Annotated in this window: 17 protein-coding genes; 9 read left to right on the forward strand and 8 right to left on the reverse strand. The window is 67.0% G+C overall.

Annotated elements, in window-relative coordinates; translation table 11 throughout:
* Position 1: 1 nt before the first annotated feature.
* The 7 genes from OIK44_RS08925 to OIK44_RS08955 form a co-directional block, all read right to left on the reverse strand.
* Positions 2-457 (reverse strand): hypothetical protein, encoded by a 456-nt coding sequence (locus OIK44_RS08925; RefSeq protein ID WP_273670389.1) that lies wholly within the window; start codon positions 455-457, stop codon positions 2-4.
* Between the two features lie 63 nt (positions 458-520).
* Positions 521-961, reverse strand: a complete 441-nt coding sequence (locus OIK44_RS08930) for a DUF2721 domain-containing protein (RefSeq protein ID WP_273670390.1) — start codon at positions 959-961, stop codon at positions 521-523.
* Positions 962-1,032: 71 nt separating this feature from the next.
* A complete protein-coding gene (gene pip / locus OIK44_RS08935) occupies positions 1,033-1,989 on the reverse strand; it encodes a prolyl aminopeptidase (RefSeq protein ID WP_273670391.1) in 957 nt (318 codons plus the stop codon).
* Between the two features lie 137 nt (positions 1,990-2,126).
* Positions 2,127-2,867: an acetoacetyl-CoA reductase gene (gene phbB / locus OIK44_RS08940; RefSeq protein WP_273670392.1), complete on the reverse strand. Its 741-nt coding sequence runs from the start codon at positions 2,865-2,867 to the stop codon at positions 2,127-2,129.
* Positions 2,868-2,924: 57 nt separating this feature from the next.
* Positions 2,925-4,103, reverse strand: a complete 1,179-nt coding sequence (locus tag OIK44_RS08945; RefSeq protein ID WP_273670393.1) for an acetyl-CoA C-acetyltransferase — start codon at positions 4,101-4,103, stop codon at positions 2,925-2,927.
* A 114-nt stretch (positions 4,104-4,217) separates the two neighbouring features.
* A complete protein-coding gene (gene phaP / locus OIK44_RS08950; protein WP_273670394.1) occupies positions 4,218-4,754 on the reverse strand; it encodes a TIGR01841 family phasin in 537 nt (178 codons plus the stop codon).
* A 136-nt stretch (positions 4,755-4,890) separates the two neighbouring features.
* Complete coding sequence (locus tag OIK44_RS08955) at positions 4,891-5,799, reverse strand: LysR family transcriptional regulator (protein ID WP_273670395.1); 909 nt, start codon at positions 5,797-5,799, stop codon at positions 4,891-4,893.
* Between the two features lie 109 nt (positions 5,800-5,908).
* Here OIK44_RS08955 and metE point away from each other — a divergent pair, with 109 nt between their 5' ends.
* From metE to minE, 4 genes are all read left to right on the forward strand, one after another.
* Entirely contained in the window at positions 5,909-8,227 is a 2,319-nt protein-coding gene (gene metE / locus OIK44_RS08960; RefSeq protein ID WP_273670396.1) for a 5-methyltetrahydropteroyltriglutamate--homocysteine S-methyltransferase, read from the forward strand.
* Positions 8,228-8,460: 233 nt separating this feature from the next.
* Positions 8,461-9,225 carry a septum site-determining protein MinC gene (minC, locus tag OIK44_RS08965; RefSeq protein WP_273670397.1) on the forward strand — a complete coding sequence of 255 codons (765 nt, stop codon included), beginning with the start codon at positions 8,461-8,463 and terminating at the stop codon, positions 9,223-9,225.
* Between the two features lie 26 nt (positions 9,226-9,251).
* Positions 9,252-10,067, forward strand: a complete 816-nt coding sequence (gene minD / locus OIK44_RS08970) for a septum site-determining protein MinD (RefSeq protein WP_273670398.1) — start codon at positions 9,252-9,254, stop codon at positions 10,065-10,067.
* A gap of 1 nt (position 10,068) precedes the next feature.
* Positions 10,069-10,320 carry a cell division topological specificity factor MinE gene (gene minE, locus OIK44_RS08975; protein ID WP_017878052.1) on the forward strand — a complete coding sequence of 84 codons (252 nt, stop codon included), beginning with the start codon at positions 10,069-10,071 and terminating at the stop codon, positions 10,318-10,320.
* Between the two features lie 25 nt (positions 10,321-10,345).
* Here the strand turns inward: minE and OIK44_RS08980 are convergent, their stop codons facing one another.
* A complete protein-coding gene (locus OIK44_RS08980) occupies positions 10,346-10,849 on the reverse strand; it encodes a hypothetical protein (RefSeq protein ID WP_273670399.1) in 504 nt (167 codons plus the stop codon).
* 242 nt (positions 10,850-11,091) lie between these two features.
* On the opposite strand from OIK44_RS08980, the gene OIK44_RS08985 reads away from it, so the two are divergent.
* From OIK44_RS08985 to prmC, 5 genes are all read left to right on the forward strand, one after another.
* The gene (locus OIK44_RS08985) at positions 11,092-11,787 is read left to right on the forward strand and encodes a response regulator transcription factor (protein ID WP_273670400.1); all 696 of its coding nucleotides are present in this window, start codon (positions 11,092-11,094) and stop codon (positions 11,785-11,787) included.
* Between the two features lie 169 nt (positions 11,788-11,956).
* The gene (gene hemA / locus OIK44_RS08990) at positions 11,957-13,231 is read left to right on the forward strand and encodes a glutamyl-tRNA reductase (RefSeq protein ID WP_273670401.1); all 1,275 of its coding nucleotides are present in this window, start codon (positions 11,957-11,959) and stop codon (positions 13,229-13,231) included.
* Positions 13,232-13,321: 90 nt separating this feature from the next.
* Entirely contained in the window at positions 13,322-14,398 is a 1,077-nt protein-coding gene (gene prfA, locus OIK44_RS08995; RefSeq protein ID WP_273670402.1) for a peptide chain release factor 1, read from the forward strand.
* Between the two features lie 175 nt (positions 14,399-14,573).
* The gene (locus OIK44_RS09000) at positions 14,574-15,041 is read left to right on the forward strand and encodes a disulfide bond formation protein B (RefSeq protein ID WP_273670403.1); all 468 of its coding nucleotides are present in this window, start codon (positions 14,574-14,576) and stop codon (positions 15,039-15,041) included.
* On the forward strand, positions 15,038-15,874 hold the full coding sequence (gene prmC, locus OIK44_RS09005; protein ID WP_273670404.1) for a peptide chain release factor N(5)-glutamine methyltransferase: 837 nt from the start codon (positions 15,038-15,040) through the stop codon (positions 15,872-15,874). Before OIK44_RS09000 ends, prmC begins: the two co-directional genes overlap by 4 nt.
* Positions 15,875-15,921: the final 47 nt, after the last annotated feature.

The following is a 15,921-nucleotide window of genomic DNA, read 5'->3' on the forward strand; positions in this document are numbered from 1 at the left end:
CTCAGGCCAGGTAGGTGTCGCGGTCGCGCAGTTCGGCGAAGTTTTCCAGGCTGCCGATCTTGACGACGACCGGGTTCAGGCTGGCCTGGGTCTGCATCGAGCGCCAGGCGAACAGCCATTCCCGCTCGGGCGCTTCCTGGATCGACTTGCTGAAGGCGGTGCCGAGGGCGGCGCGCACGCCGTATTCGACGACGCCGTCGATGCCGGCCCAGCTGGGCAGCGCGCGCTGCACGGCGCGGTGCAGGCGCTCGCCGAATTCCTCGGTGTTGTGGATGATCAGGCAGCTGTCGGCCGGCGCGAACAGGTCGAACAATTGCTTGTCCCACGCTTGGGAAAAACTCAGCGTCAGGCAGTTGGCGGCCGGGGTCAGGCGGAACTGGCCCAGCGTGAGCGCCAGTTCGAGGTCGCTGCGCAGGCCATAGCGGTGCAGCGTCGGTGGGCGTTGGTAATTTTGCATGCTTAACTCAATATAATCAAATGGTGGCGGGGGGCGCCGGGGACATTGCCGGGGGACGTAGCCTTAACTCTGGATGCGGACGTGGCGCCGGGTGCGCATGGCTTTCGAGGCGATGAAGATCTCGCTGAGCAGGTAGCCGAAGCTGCCGATCAGGCTGAGCATGGCGACGACGAAAAACGCCGCGATGTATTTGTCGAGCGTGACGTTGAGCGTGTCGCCGGTGAACAGCATGGCGATCACCAGGCAGATCAGCAGGCCGCAGGCGGTGGCCAAGGTGATCGAATAGTTGATCAGGTGGCTGCGCCGGTACAGGGTGTCGAGCTCGCCCATATAGGTTTCATTGTAGCCGATGTCGAGCCGGTCCTCCAGCACGCGCGAGCGGTCGATGATGCGCGCCAGCCGGTTCGTCAGCACCATCAAGTTGGTGCACACGCCGGTGAGCAGGAACACCGGCGCGATCGCCAGCTGGATGATGTGGCCTATGTCGCCAAGCTGAATATTCATGACAGATTTTTATCGTTAACGCCGCACGGCGCAGGCCACAGTGTAGCAGCCCGCGGCCGCGGCCGGATCATTCATTGAAAGCGGCCGCTGCGCTTGAACTGCTCGGTGGCCGCCACCAGCGCCGCGGCGATGCCGTTTTCCAGCGCGCCGTGGCCGGCGTCGGGCACCATCTTCAGGCGCGCGCCGGGCCAGGCCTGGTGCAGGCGGTGGGCCGACAGCGGCGGGCAGATGACGTCGTAGCGGCCCTGCACGATGACGGCGGGCAGGTGGGCGATGCGCCCCATGTCGCGGATCAACTGGTCTTCGGCGAAGAAACCCAGGTTGCTCATATAGTGGGATTCGAGCCGGCCCAGGCCGAGGTCGAGCGCGTCGTTCGGCGCGTCCTCCGGCTGCGGCAGCAGGTAGACGCGGCGGCCCTCGAAGCGGCTCCAGGCGCGCACGGCCGGCAGGTGGACGGCCGGGTCGGCGCTGAGCGTGCGGCGGGTGTAGGCGGCCAGCAGGTCGCCGCGCTCCGCCGGCGGAATCGGCGCGACGAATTCCTCGTACAGCTCGGGGTAGAACCAGCGCATGCCGTTGATGAACCAGTCGATTTCCGCGCTGGTGCACAGGAAGATGCCGCGCAGGACGAAGCCGAGGCAGGCTTGCGGGTGCGCCTGGCCGTAGGCCAGCGCCAGCGTCGAGCCCCAGGAGCCGCCGAACACCAGCCATTTGCCGATGCCGAACTGGGCGCGCAGGCGTTCGATGTCCTCGATCAGCAGCTGGGTCGTGTTGTTGCGGCATTCGCCCAGCGGCGTCGACTTGCCGGCGCCGCGCTGGTCGAACAGGATCACGCGGTAATGCCGCGGGTCGAAAAAGCGCCGGTGCTGCGGCGACACGCCGGCGCCGGGGCCGCCGTGCAGGAACAGCACGGGCACGCCGTCCGGGTTGCCGCACTCCTCCCAATAGATCGTGTGCAGCTCGTCGACCGCCAACATGCCGTGCCGGTTGGGCAGCGCGGGCGGGAACAGGGGCGACAACGAATCGGGCATGGCAGTCCTTGGTGTGGATAAGCTTCGATTGTAGCGAAATATGCCGAGGCCCGCGCCGAAAAACGGCGGCCGCCGGCGCGCGCAAACAAAAACACCGCCCGAAGGCGGTGCTGGGATGGCGCGGGCGCGGGCCCGTCCTAGGACATGTGCTGGCCGCCGTTGATCGAGATGTTGGCGCCGGTAACGAAAGCGGCTTCGTCGGAGGCCAGGTAGGCGACCAGGCCGGCCACTTCCTCGGGCTTGCCCAGGCGGGCCATCGGGATTTGCGGGATGATTTTGGTGTCGAGCACTTCCTGCGGAATCGCCATCACCATCTTGGTGCCGATGTAGCCGGGCGAGATGGTGTTGACGGTGACGTTTTTGCGCGCCACTTCCAGCGCCAGCGACTTCGTGAAACCGTGCATGCCGGCCTTCGCGGCCGCATAGTTGGTCTGGCCGAAGGCGCCCTTCTGGCCGTTCACGGAGGAAATGTTGATGATGCGGCCCCAGCCGCGCTCGACCATGCCGTCGCAGACCGGCTTCGTCATATTGAACACGGAGTCCAGATTGGTGGCCATGACGGCGTCCCAGTTCGGCTTGTCCATTTTCTTGAACGTCATGTCGCGCGTGATGCCGGCATTGTTGACCAGCACATCGACGGGGCCGATGTCCTTTTCCACCGCCGCCACGCAAGCCTGGGCCGAATCGTAGTCGGCCACGTCGCAAGGGTAGGCCTTGAAGTCGTAACCCATGTCGCGGGTCGTGGCCAGCCACTCGTTCACCTTCGGATTGCCCGGTGAATAGGTGGTGACCACCCGATAACCCAGCGCCGCCAGCTTGAAACAGACCGCCTCGCCCAGACCACCCATACCGCCGGTTACTAATGCAACTCTTGCCATTTTCATCCCCTAAGTTTTCGTCCCGCTACAAAAAGAATCTACGACTGCATCGCCGCCTCAATCGCGCTCGATCGCCAGCGCCACGCCCATGCCGCCGCCTATGCACAGGGCCGCCAGCCCCTTCTTCGCATCGCGCCGCTGCATTTCATGGATCAGGGTGACCAGGATGCGCGCGCCGGACGCGCCGATCGGGTGGCCGATGGCGATGGCGCCGCCGTTCACGTTGATCTTGCTGGTGTCCCACTCCATTTCCTTGTTGACGGCCAGCGCCTGGGCCGCGAAGGCTTCGTTAATTTCCATCAAGTCCAGGTCTTGCGGCGTCCAGCCGGCTTTTTTCAGGCACAGGCGGCTGGCCGACACCGGCCCCATGCCCATGACGGCCGGGTCCAGGCCGGACGAGGCGTAGGCCTTGACGCGGGCCAGCGGCTTCAGGCCGAGTTTTTTCGCTTCGGCGGCCGACATCATGATGACGGCGGCGGCGCCGTCGTTCAGGCCGGAGGCGTTGCCGGCCGTGACGCTGCCGTCCTTGGCGAAGGCGGGACGCAGGCCGGCCAGCGATTCCAGCGTCGAGCCGGCCTTGATGTATTCGTCGCTGTCGAAGACGACGGTGCCTTTCTTGCCGACGATGTCCAGGGCCAGGATCTCATCCTTGAACTTGCCGGCCTTTTGCGCCGCCTCGGCCTTCAGCTGCGACTGCAGCGCGAACTCGTCCTGCGCCGCGCGCGAAATCTCGTATTTCTTCGCGACGTTCTCGGCCGTGATACCCATGTGGTACTGGTTGTAGACGTCCCACAGGCCGTCGACGATCATCGTGTCGACCATCTTGAAGTCGCCCATGCGGAAGCCGTCGCGCGAACCGTTCATCACGTGCGGCGAGGCGCTCATGTTTTCCTGGCCGCCGGCGATGATGATGTTGGCGTCGCCGCATTTGATGGCCTGGGCCGCCAGGTGCGTCGCCTTCAGGCCGCTGCCGCACACCTTGTTGAGGGTGAACGCCGGAATGGCGGCCGGCAGGCCGGCCTTGATGACGGCCTGGCGCGCCGGATTCTGGCCGACGCCGGCCGTCAGCACCTGGCCGAGAATCGCTTCGTTGATCAGATTGGCATCGATGCCGGTCTGGGCCAGCAAGCCCTTGATGACGTGGGCGCCCAGTTCGGCCGCGGGAATCTTCGCCAGGCTGCCGCCGAACTTGCCGACGGCGGTGCGGCCTGCGGCCACGATAACAACTTCTTCCATTTGTTTCTCCGATTTGCTGACCGACGGTCAGGTTAAGTTGACACTCGCCACATCGCGCACTGCTGATGCATATTCTTGCCGGCGCCGCGGTGCGCGGCGCCGCCGCCCGCCGCCCTATTGGGCGCCGCGCTGGCCGCGTGCGGCGGCCTGGTCGGCCGGCACGGCGTCCGCCGCGGCCGGCTGCCCGGCGGGCGTAGTTTTATCATACCCCGCATGGGCGCCGTCGAAAGCGCTTTTCAAAAAACTATTTATCGGCGTGGCCACCGCCGCCGGGGTTTTCTTAACCAGGTCCACCAATTCGCCGACTTTCTGTTTCGATACAGCAATTTCCGCCTGCGCCACGGACGCCAGTTTCGCCTGCGCGCCCTGGGCGATGTCGCCGGCCTGGCGGCCATAGGCCTTGGCCCGGTCGATGGCCAGCTGCGACTGGCTGGCCGTGGCGCTGAACCACTCCAGGGGATTTTTCACGGCCAGCCACTGGCGCGTCGCCTCGCCGGCCGCGGCCAGCGAGGTCTTGACGGCGTCCACGTTCAGGTCGATCACGTTGACGCCGCTGTCGAAGGCGGCCTCGGCGAGGGCGGTGGCGCTGGCCAGCTGGGTTTCAAGGACGGCCTTGCTTGCGAGAGTCAGTTGTTCGGAAAGAGAAAACATGAAATTCCTCGTCGGATAATTCGCATTGCCGCGCCCTGATGCGCCGCATAGTCTTTTACTGTAAGGGGCCGCCCGGATTTAACCTTTGATTATTGTCAAGCTTATCAACAAGTCCACGCTCAACTGTCGCCAATTGTCACGACAATAACTTTATCCCGTCCAGGGTGCGCGCGCACTGCTCGCGTATCACGCTGACGAAATCGCTGACATAGGCCTTCTCGCGCAGCGCCTCCGGCACCGAAACGAACAGGTCGCTCCACAGGCCCTGCTCGCCGACGGGCTTGGCGATCACATAGTCATAGTCGACATAGTTCTTGATGGCCCAGTTCGGCAAGGCGGCGACGCCGCGCCGGCTGGCCACCAGTTGCAGGATGGCCACCGTCAGCTCGGCGGTGCGGCGCTCGAAGGCGACGCCGGCCGGCCGCAGCACTTCGCGGATCAGGTCGATGCGGCTTTCCGGCACCGGGTAGGTGATCAGGGTTTCGCCGGCGAAGTCCGGCGCGGCCAGCCGGCGCAGCCCGTGCAGCCTGTGCTTTTGCGCCATCACCACCAGGATCTCGAAGCGGAACAGGGGGAAGGTGCTGAAGTCGGGGCCGTAGTCGGAGCCGATCACCAGGTCGGCGGCGCCGCTGCGCAGCAGGTCGGCCGGCTCGCTGTGGAAACCGGAGACGAGGTCGATCTCGACCTCGGGCCAGCGCTGGCGGAAGGCGTCCATCACCGGCATCAGCCAGTCGAAGCAGGTGTGGCATTCCAGGGCCACGCGCAACTGCCCCTTGTCGCCCTGCGACAAGCGGGCCACGTCGCGCTCGGCCTGCTCGATTTCCGGCAGCAGCAGATCGGCCAGCTGCAGCAGGCGCCCGCCGGTGGCCGTGAAGCCGATCGGCATCGACTTGCGCTCGAACAGCGGGGTGCCGTAGCGCTCTTCCAGCAACTTGATCTGGTGCGACAGCGCCGACTGCGTCAGGTTCAGCAACTGGGCGGCGCGCACCAGGCTGCCGGCGGAGCGCAGCGCGCTCAGGGTACGCAAATGGCGGAGTTCTAGCATGGCGTGTATGTATGAATCATTTTCATGTCAATCGGCAAAATCTTTCGTTTTGATTATAAATCAGATTGCCGCACACTCTAGCTCACGAATATTAAATCCTGATGACATTATGACCACTATCCACACCCATATCCCCGGCTTCCCCCGCATCGGCGCCCAGCGCGAGCTGAAATTCGCGCTGGAGCGCCACTGGCGCGGCGAATTGTCGGCCGACGGCCTCGAAGCGGTCGGCCGCGCACTGCGGGCGCGCCACTGGGCGCTGCAGCGCGAGGCCGGCCTGGACTGGGTCAGCGTCGGCGACTTCGCCTTCTACGACCAGGTCGCCAACCACATCCAGCTGCTGGGCTGCGAACCGGCCCGCTTCGGCTTCGACGCCGCCCAGGCGCCGCTGCAGCGCTATTTCGCCATGGCCCGCGGCAACGGCGCGGCGCCCGCCTGCGACGCCGGCTGCCAGCACGCCGGCCAGCCGCACGAGGCCGGCCACGCCCTGGAAATGACCAAGTGGTTCGACACCAACTACCACTACCTGGTGCCGGAATTCACGCCGGAAACCCGCTTCGCCCTCGCCGGCGAACGCCTGCTCGGCGAGGTGGCCGAGGCGCAGGCGCTGGGCCACCCCGTCAAGGCCGTGCTGCTGGGGCCGCTGACCTTCCTGTGGCTGGGCAAGGCGCGCGGCGCGGCCGGCTTCGAGCGCCTGTCGCTGCTCGAACAATTGCTGCCCGTCTACGGCGCGCTGCTGGACCGCCTCAAGCAGCAGGGCGTCGAATGGGTGCAGATCGACGAGCCCATCCTCGGCCTGGACTTGCCGCCGGCCTGGCGCGGCGCCTTCGAAAGCAGTTACTGGCAGCTCAACCAGGTCGGCGTCAAGCTGCTGCTGGCCACCTACTTCGCGCCGCTCGAGGAAAACCTCAGCCTGGCCTGCCGCCTGCCGGTGGCCGGCCTGCACGTCGACGGCGTGCGCGCGGCCCACGAGCTGACCAGCGTCTGCGACTGGCTGCCCGTGCACAAGGTGCTGTCGGTGGGCATCGTCGACGGCCGCAACATCTGGCGCACCGACCTCGACGCGGCGCTGGCCGCGCTGGCGCCGCTGCTGGCCAAGCGCGGCGGCGCCCTGTGGCTGGCGCCGTCCTGCTCGCTGCTGCACGTGCCCTTCAGCCTGGAGGCGGAAGACGGCCTGGCCCCCGACATCCGCAGCTGGCTGGCCTTCGCCACGGAAAAACTCGGCGAACTGGCCCTGCTCAAGGGCGCGCTGGCCGGCCGGGGCGACGCCGCCGCCCTGGCCGCCGCCCGCGCCGCCCTGGCCAGCCGCCGCGCCAGCGCCCGCGTGCACCGCGCCGACGTCGCCGCCGGCGTGGCCGCGCTGGACCCGCAGGCCGACCGGCGCCGCGCCCCGTTCGCCCAGCGCCAGGCGGCGCAGCGGGCGCGCCTGCGCCTGCCGGCCTTCCCGACGACGACCATCGGCTCCTTCCCGCAGACGGCGGCGATCCGCGCCGCCCGCGCCGGCTTCAAGCGCGGCGAGCTGAGCGCGGACGACTACGCCGCCCGGATGCGCGCCGAAATCGCCGACGCCGTCGCCCGCCAGGAGGCGCTGGGGCTGGACGTGCTGGTGCACGGCGAGGCCGAGCGCAACGACATGGTCGAGTATTTCGGCGAGCGCCTCGACGGCTTCGCCTTCACCGGCCACGGCTGGGTGCAATCCTACGGCTCGCGCTGCGTCAAGCCGCCGCTGATCTACGGCGACGTGGCGCGGCCGCGGCCGATGACGGTGGACTGGACCGTGCACGCGCAAAGCCTGACGGCCAAGCCGATGAAGGGCATGCTGACGGGGCCGGTGACGATACTCCAATGGTCCTTCGTGCGCGACGACCAGCCGCGCGCCGCCACCACCCTGCAGATCGCCCTGGCCATCCGCGCCGAGGTGGCCGACCTGGAGCGGGCCGGCATCGCCGTCATCCAGATCGACGAGCCGGCCATCCGCGAAGGCTTGCCGCTGCGCCGCAGCCAGTGGGACGCCTACCTCGACTGGGCCACGCGCGCCTTCCGCGTCGCCGCCAGCCCCGTGGCCGACGCGACGCAGATCCACACGCATATGTGCTACGCCGAGTTCAACGACATCCTGCCGCAGATCGCCGCCATGGACGCCGACGTCATCACCATCGAAACGAGCCGCTCCGACATGGAATTGCTGCGCGGCTTCGGCCAGTTCGCCTACCCGAACGAGATCGGCCCCGGCGTCTACGACATCCACTCGCCGCGCGTGCCCAGCACGGCCGAGATGGTCAGGCTGCTGCGCAAGGCCAGCGCCGTGATTCCGCCGGCCCACCTGTGGGTCAACCCCGACTGCGGCTTGAAAACCCGCGCCTGGGCCGAGACGGAAGCGGCGCTGGCGAATATGGTCGATGCCGCGCGGCAAATGCGCGCGGGCTAGGCGCAGGCGCGCGCTTTGCGCTGCCGCAAGGGCGGCGCGCCGTGGCAACGGCGCGCCGCCCTTGCTTTTTTTTCGCGCCGCCGCCGGCGCGCGTCGCGGACGCCCTTTTCGTGAATTTTTTCAAGTAAAATGCAACAAATTCGCCAATCCAGGCGATGCCCGCCGGGCGCGCCGCAGCGCCCGGCCCGGTCTTTGAAACATCGCCTGTTGCAGGCCCTTATTTGAAATTGCATATGTCCAAAAGCCCGTCCCCGAAACCCATAGAAATCAAGATTTCCACCGTCGTCGCCGTCTCCGCCATCCTGCACACGGCCGACACGCAAGCCGTGGACGCGGCCCTGAAGGCGATGACCGGCGGCGTCGCCGACTTTTTCGAGGGCGACCTGGCCGTCATCGACATCGCCGGCCTGGCGCCGGACTGCGCGCCGATCGACTGGGCCGGCCTGATCGCCCGCCTCAAGCAATACCGCCTGAACCCGGTGGCCGTGCGCGGCGCGCCGGAAGCGCAGCACGAAGCCATCCTGGCCCACGGCCTGAGCCTGGACAGCGGCAGCAAGCCGCGCGACGAGGCCGACGCGGCGCCGGCGCCGGCGCCGGCGCCGGTGGCGGCCGTGGCGGCGGCCCAGCCGGCCGCGGCGGCGGCGGCCGCGCCGGGCGCGATGATCATCGACACGCCGGTGCGCGCCGGCCAGCGCATCTACGCCCGCGGCTGCGACCTGATCATCACGGCCGTCGTCAACAACGGCGCCGAAATCATTTCCGACGGCAGCATCCACGTCTACGCGGCCCTGAACGGGCGCGCGCTGGCCGGCGCCTCCGGCAACGCCAACTCGCGCATTTTCGCGCTGTCGATGGCGCCGGAACTGGTGTCCATCGCCGGCGTCTACCGCACCTTCGAGGATGGTTTCCCGCCCGAATTGGCACGCCAACCCACGCAAATCAGCCTGGTGGGCGAGCGAATCGATATACTATCTGTCAGTCCAGCAACCCGCTCTTAAGCTTAGACATCTAAAAAGGATTTTTTGTGGCAAGAATTATTGTTGTGACGTCCGGCAAGGGCGGTGTCGGCAAGACGACCTCAAGCGCCAGTTTCTCGACCGGCCTGGCCATGCGCGGGCATAAGACCGCCGTACTCGACTTCGACGTCGGCCTGCGCAATCTCGACCTGATCATGGGTTGCGAGCGGCGCGTCGTCTACGATTTGATCAATGTGATCAACGGCGAGGCGACGCTGAACCAGGCCCTGATCAAGGACAAGCACTGCGACAACCTGTTCATCCTGCCGGCGTCGCAGACGCGCGACAAGGACGCGCTGTCCGAGGACGGCGTGGAGCGCGTGCTCAACGACCTGATCAACATGGGCTTCGAGTTCATCATCTGCGACTCGCCGGCCGGCATCGAGCACGGCGCGCTGATGGCCCTGACCTTCGCCGACGAAGCGATCATCGTCACCAACCCGGAAGTGTCGTCGGTGCGCGACTCCGACCGCATCCTCGGCATCATCCAGGCCAAATCGCGCCGCGCGCAAACGGGCGGCGAGCCGGTCAAGGAACACTTGCTGATCACGCGCTACTCGCCGAAGCGGGTGGAATCGGACGAAATGCTGTCCTTCCAGGACGTGCAGGAAATCCTGCGCATTCCGCTGATCGGCATCATCCCGGAATCGGAATCCGTGCTGGCCGCCTCCAACCAGGGCAACCCGGCGATCCATTTCAAGGGCACCGACGTGGCCGAAGCTTATGAAGACGTGGTGTCGCGCTTCCTCGGGCAAGAGCTCGAACTGCGCTTCACCAACTATGAAAAGCCCGGCCTGCTGCAGCGCATCTTTGGGGTAAAGTGATATGGCCTTGCTTTCCTTCCTCTTCCCCTCGAAGCCCAAAACGGCCACGGCGGCCAAAGAACGCCTGCAAATCATCATCGCGCGCGAGCGCAGCGGCCGCGGCGGCCCGGACTTCCTGCCGGCCCTGCACAAGGAGCTGATCGAAGTCATTTCCAAGTACACCAAGGTGAACGCGGAAGACATCAAGATCTCGCTCGACCGCCAGGGCAATCTGGAGGTGCTCGACGTCAACGTGGTGCTGCCGGACGCGTAAACGCCGGGCAAGCCGGTGGGGCGGCCTAAGCGGGCCGCACCACCAGCAACTCCTGCGCCACCGCCGCGCACGCCTCCACATGCTGGTAGCCGATGTGGCGGAACACGGCGAAGCCGATCGCCGCCGACGCCAATTGGCCGGCCAGCGGCACCAGCCGCGCCGCCTGTTTCGCCAGCAGCTTGACGCCGCTGCGCTTAATCAAAAGCAGGATCAGCTCGCGGGTCACGACCTTGCCGACCAGCATGCCGCCGACGCCGATGGCCGCCTCGTAGGCGACCAGCTTGACCTTCGGGTGCAGGCGCTCGATCTGCTCGGGCGTCAGGCCGAAAGCCTGGTTGATGTCGTCGATCAGCAAGGCGAACAGGCTCAGGTCGGACATCAGGTCGACGCCGGGAATCGGCACGGCCGACACGCCGGCCGACAGCATCGCGCGGCGCCGCACCAGGCGGCGGCAGCGTTCGCGCACCTGCTCGATGTCCTTCTGGCTGCCGGGAATCAGGGTCCAATCCGTGCTATCGCTCGTACTCATATCGCTCCTTTGCGTCTTACGCTAGCGTCCCGCGCTTGCGTCCCACGCGGCGCCCCGCGGCCGCCCGCCCTGACTGCGCATGCAGTGTAGCGCGGCGGCACTTGCAGCGGCGCACGCAATCTGCGCTCCAGGCCGATAATATCCGGAGAGCATGTAAATCTCTGTTATATTTGAAGGTGACCATTCATTAACATTCCGATAAGCGGCAACCGCACCGCCGATCGGCCAGACCCAGCGAAACCATGAGAATCGTCGTACTAGACAACGACAGCGGCCAGGCCGAACAGATCTGCCAGGCGCTGACGGCGGCCGGCCACGCCTGCCACAGCTTCGCCAGCGCCAAGGAATTGCTGGGGCAACTGCGCCGCGACAGCTACGACATGCTGATCCTCGACTGGCAGGTGGCCGACATGGACGGCGCCGACGTGCTGCGCCGGGCCCGCGAAAAACTGCCGCCGAAGGCGCCGGTGATGTTCCTCACCCACGGCGCCGGCGAGGACGACATCGTCGCCGGCCTGGCCGCCGGCGCCGACGACTACATGCTGAAACCGATGCGCCGCGGCGAACTGCTGGTGCGCGCGCAGGCGCTGCTGCGGCGCGCCTACCCGGGGCAAAACGGCGCCGAGCAACTGCAGTTCGGCCCCTACGTCTTCGAAACGCGGCCCGGGCGCCTGCTGATGGACGGCACGGCGCTGGACGTGACGCACAAGGAATTCGCCCTCGCCCTGCTGCTTTTCCGCAACATCGGCCGGCCGCTGTCGCGCGCCTACATCCACGAAGCCGTGTGGCTGCGCGACACGGCGATGCCGTCGCGGACCATGGACACGCACATCTCGCGCGTGCGCAACAAGCTGCGGCTCAAGCCGGAGAACGGCTACCGCCTGGTGCCGGTGTACAGCTACGGCTACCGCCTGGAAAAGCTGGCGCTGCCGGCCTGAGCCCGGCCGGCGCCGCCGCCCCGCACGGCGGCATTGATACAATTACAATAATTTTCGGCGAAATTTGTTGCCGCCGGACAGGAAAAAGTCCCGGCCCCCATCTGCCGGCGACGCGGCGCGCTAGGCGACGCGCTATAATGTTGGTACACAGATTCCCATCCAGCCCGAAATGCAACTGCTCGCCGTCGGCCTCAACCACACCACCGCCCCAGTGTCGCTACGCGAACAACTGGCGTTTGCGCCTGAGCAACTCGGTCAGGCCGTGGGTGCGGCGCGCGCCTGGTTCGAGCGCATCGACACCCGCAGCGACGGCGAGGCGGCCATCCTGTCGACCTGCAACCGCACCGAGCTGTACGCGGCCAGCCACGTGCCGCACACGCTGGACGCGGGCGCCCACTTCCTGGCCGATTACCACAAGCTGAACTACGCCGAACTGCGCCCGCACCTGTACATGCTGCCGCAGCACGACGCCGTGCGCCACACCTTCCGCGTCGCCTCCGGGCTCGATTCGATGGTGCTGGGCGAAACCCAGATCCTCGGCCAGATCAAGGACGCGATCCGCACGGCCGAGGCGGCCGGCGGACTGGGCACCTATCTGCACCAATTATTCCAGCGCAGCTTCTCGGTGGCCAAGGAAGTGCGCAGCACCACCGAAATCGGCGCCCACAGCGTGTCGATGGCGGCCGCCGCCGTGCGCCTGTCGCAGCGCATCTTCGACAAAATCGCCGAGCAGAACGTGCTGTTCATCGGCGCCGGCGAAATGATCGAGCTGTGCGCGACCCACTTCGCGGCGCAAAACCCGAACAGCATCACCATCGCCAACCGCACCATGGAGCGGGGCGAGCTGCTGGCGCACCGCTTCAACGGCAAGGCGATCCGCCTGGCCGACCTGCCCGACAGGCTGGCCCAGTTCGACATCGTCATCTCCTGCACGGCGTCGTCGCTGCCGCTGATCGGCCTCGGCCTGGTCGAGCGGGCCATCAAGGCGCGCCGCCACAAGCCCATGTTCATGGTCGACCTGGCCGTGCCGCGCGACATCGAAACGGAAGTCGGCCGCCTCAACGACGTCTTCCTGTACACCGTCGACGACCTCGGCAAAGTGGTGCAGACGGGCATGGAAAGCCGCCAGGCCGCCGTCGCCCAGGCCGAATCCATCATCGAAACCCGGGTCCAGTCCTACATGAGCTGGGTGGACGACCGCGCCATGGTGCCGGTGATCCAGGACATGCATGAAAGCAGCGAAGCGATGCGCCTGCTGGAAGTGGAGCGCGCGCGCAAGATGCTGGCCAAGGGCGCCGACATCGACGCCGTGCTGGAGGCGCTGTCGAAAGGCTTGACGGCGAAATTCCTGCACGGCCCGCAACAGGCGCTGCACCGCGCCCAGGGCGACGAGCGCACCCAGCTGGCGACCCTGCTGCCGCAACTGTTCCGCGGCCGCCGTTAGCGTCCCCCCGTCCGGCCGTCCTGGCCGGAGGCGCCGCACCGGCTAGACGCGGCCCGCTCCGGCCGTCCCCCCACCTACTTACGAACGCCTATGAAACCATCAATGCTGGCCAAGCTGGAGCAACTGGCCAACCGCCTGGTCGAACTCGACGAACTGCTGATGCACCCGGACGCGACGTCCAATATGGACAACTACCGCAAGATGACGCGCGAGCACGCCGAACTGGGGCCGCTGGTGGCGCTGTACCGCGCCTACCTGGACGCCGGCAAGGACATCGCCACGGCGCAGGACATGCTGGCCGACCCGGACATGAAGGACTTCGCCCAGGAGGAAATCGAGGCGGCCAAGACCGACATGGCGCGGCTGGAGCGCGAACTGCAGACGATGCTGCTGCCGAAGGACGCCAACGACGAGCGCAACATCTTCCTGGAAATCCGCGCCGGCACGGGCGGCGACGAATCGGCGCTGTTCGCCGGCGACCTGCTGCGCATGTACACCCGCTTCGCCGAGCGCAACCGCTGGCAGGTGGAAATCGTCTCCGCGTCGGAATCGGACCTGGGCGGCTACCGCGAAGTCATCGTCCGCCTGGTCGGCCACGGCGCCTACTCGAAACTCAAATTCGAATCGGGCGGCCACCGCGTCCAGCGCGTGCCGGCCACGGAAACCCAGGGGCGCATCCACACCTCGGCCTGCACCGTGGCCGTGATGCCGGAGGCGGACGAAGTCGAAGACGTCAACATCAACCCGGCCGACCTGCGCATCGACACCTTCCGCGCCTCGGGCGCGGGCGGGCAGCACATCAACAAAACCGACTCCGCGGTGCGCCTGACCCACCTGCCGACGGGCATCGTCGTGGAATGCCAGGACGACCGCAGCCAGCACAAAAACAAGGCCTCGGCGCTGAAAGTGCTGGCCGCGCGCATCAAAGACGTGCAACTGCGCGCCCAGCAATCGGCCGAAGCGGCGACGCGCAAAAGCCTGATCGGCTCGGGCGACCGCAGCGAGCGCATCCGCACCTACAACTTCCCGCAGGGGCGCATGACCGACCACCGCATCAACCTGACGCTCTACAAACTCGACTTCATCATGGACGGCGAACTGAGCGACCTGACCAATGCGCTGGCGGCCGAACACCAGGCCGAACTGCTGGCCGCGCTGGGCGACTAAACCCTGGGGTCAGGTCTAGACATGGCGGTTTTTCCCTGAAAACCGCCATGTCTAGACCTGACCCCAAGTGGGTTTGCAAGTTTTAAGGGCGCTCTAAGGGGCTCCGCAGGGCCTTTGTGCGAGAATGGGGCGCTCCCGGCGCCCGCCTTCCTTGTTAACCTTTTCCGGATTTTTCATGATGAGTTCGCGCAATCTGTTGTTGTCTGTCGCCGCCGCCTGTTTCGCTGTGTTGGGCGCGGCCATGTATTTGCAGCATGGCCTGGATTTGCTGCCCTGCCCCCTTTGCGTGATCCAGCGCTATCTGTTCCTCGCCGTCGCCGTCGCCTGCCTGGCCGGCGCCGCCGCCGGCAAGCCCAAGCTCGGCGCCGGCCTCGGCCTGCTGGCCGCGCTCGGCGGCCTCGGCGTCGCCGGCAAGCATTTGTATGTGCTGGCCCATCCGGGTCTGTCCTGCGGCATCGATCCGATGGAGACGATGCTGAACAAGATCGTCACGGCCGAGTATCTGCCGTTTATGTTCCGCGCCGACGGTTTGTGCGAGGACGCCACCATGCCCTTCTTCGGTTTGTCGATTCCGCAGTGGTCCTTGGTCTGCTTCGGCCTGTTCGCGCTGGCGACGCTGTGGCTGCTCGCGCGCCGCAAATGACGCCGCCGTCCCCCGTCATCGCCGCCGGCAGCACGCTCGCCTCGCTGCAGCTGCGGCCGCCGCTCGACGCGGTCGATAACCGCATCCTGATTTGCCACGCGCTCGGCCTGAGCCGCGTCGCCCTGATTACCCAGTCCGAGCGCGCGCTGACGGGCGACGAGGCGCAGCGCCTGTCGGCGCTGCTGGCGCGCCGCCTGGCCGGCGAGCCCATCGCGTACATCGTCGGCCAGCGCGAGTTCTTCGGCCTGCCCTTCGAGGTCAGCGGGGCCGTGCTGATCCCCCGCCCGGACACGGAGTTGCTGGTGGAGCTGGCGCTGGAGCGCCTGGCGCCGCGCGCCCGCCTGCTCGACATGGGCACCGGCAGCGGCGCCATCGCCGTCGCGCTGGCGCACGGCCGGCCCGACGCCGCCGTCACGGCGCTCGACGTCAGCGAGGCGGCGCTGGCGGTGGCGCGCCGCAACGCCGCCGCCAACGGCGCCAGCGTGTCCTTCCTGCGCAGCGACTGGTTCGCCGCGCTGGACGACGCCGTTTTCGACGTCATCGTCTCGAATCCGCCGTATATCGCCAGCGGCGACCGCCACCTGTCCGAGGGCGACCTGCGCTTCGAGCCGGCCGGCGCGCTGACCGACCACGCCGACGGCCTGTCGGCGCTGCGCCGCATCGTCGCCGGCGCGCCGCGCCACTTGGCGGCGCAGGGCTGGCTGTTGCTGGAGCACGGCTACGACCAGGCCGAGGCCGTGCGCGCCCTGCTCGCCGCCGCCGGCTATGCCGAGGTGCAGAGCTGGCGCGACCTGGCCGGCATCGAGCGGGCCAGCGGCGGCCGCCGCCCCTGAGCCGGCGCGCCGACTTTGTTAAAATACCAAGCGATCCCCTGACCGAG

It is taken from the genome of Janthinobacterium fluminis, from assembly GCF_028595325.1.
GTDB classification, from domain to species: Bacteria; Pseudomonadota; Gammaproteobacteria; order Burkholderiales; family Burkholderiaceae_D; genus Janthinobacterium; species Janthinobacterium fluminis.

Excerpts from the sequence above, each read along its gene's own strand:
- prmC (WP_273670404.1), top strand. The coding sequence starts at position 15,038 with ATGACGCCGCCGTCCCCCGTCATCGCCGCCGGCAGCACGCTCGCCTCG.
- pip (WP_273670391.1), bottom strand. The coding sequence starts at position 1,989 with ATGCCCGATTCGTTGTCGCCCCTGTTCCCGCCCGCGCTGCCCAACCGG.
- phaP (WP_273670394.1), bottom strand. The coding sequence starts at position 4,754 with ATGTTTTCTCTTTCCGAACAACTGACTCTCGCAAGCAAGGCCGTCCTT.
- hemA (WP_273670401.1), top strand. The coding sequence starts at position 11,957 with ATGCAACTGCTCGCCGTCGGCCTCAACCACACCACCGCCCCAGTGTCG.
- OIK44_RS08980 (WP_273670399.1), bottom strand. The coding sequence starts at position 10,849 with ATGAGTACGAGCGATAGCACGGATTGGACCCTGATTCCCGGCAGCCAG.
- OIK44_RS08945 (WP_273670393.1), bottom strand. The coding sequence starts at position 4,103 with ATGGAAGAAGTTGTTATCGTGGCCGCAGGCCGCACCGCCGTCGGCAAG.
- minE (WP_017878052.1), top strand. The coding sequence starts at position 10,069 with ATGGCCTTGCTTTCCTTCCTCTTCCCCTCGAAGCCCAAAACGGCCACG.
- OIK44_RS08925 (WP_273670389.1), bottom strand. The coding sequence starts at position 457 with ATGCAAAATTACCAACGCCCACCGACGCTGCACCGCTATGGCCTGCGC.
- metE (WP_273670396.1), top strand. The coding sequence starts at position 5,909 with ATGACCACTATCCACACCCATATCCCCGGCTTCCCCCGCATCGGCGCC.
- minC (WP_273670397.1), top strand. The coding sequence starts at position 8,461 with ATGTCCAAAAGCCCGTCCCCGAAACCCATAGAAATCAAGATTTCCACC.
- OIK44_RS08955 (WP_273670395.1), bottom strand. The coding sequence starts at position 5,799 with ATGCTAGAACTCCGCCATTTGCGTACCCTGAGCGCGCTGCGCTCCGCC.
- OIK44_RS08985 (WP_273670400.1), top strand. The coding sequence starts at position 11,092 with ATGAGAATCGTCGTACTAGACAACGACAGCGGCCAGGCCGAACAGATC.
- prfA (WP_273670402.1), top strand. The coding sequence starts at position 13,322 with ATGAAACCATCAATGCTGGCCAAGCTGGAGCAACTGGCCAACCGCCTG.
- OIK44_RS08930 (WP_273670390.1), bottom strand. The coding sequence starts at position 961 with ATGAATATTCAGCTTGGCGACATAGGCCACATCATCCAGCTGGCGATC.
- phbB (WP_273670392.1), bottom strand. The coding sequence starts at position 2,867 with ATGGCAAGAGTTGCATTAGTAACCGGCGGTATGGGTGGTCTGGGCGAG.
- OIK44_RS09000 (WP_273670403.1), top strand. The coding sequence starts at position 14,574 with ATGATGAGTTCGCGCAATCTGTTGTTGTCTGTCGCCGCCGCCTGTTTC.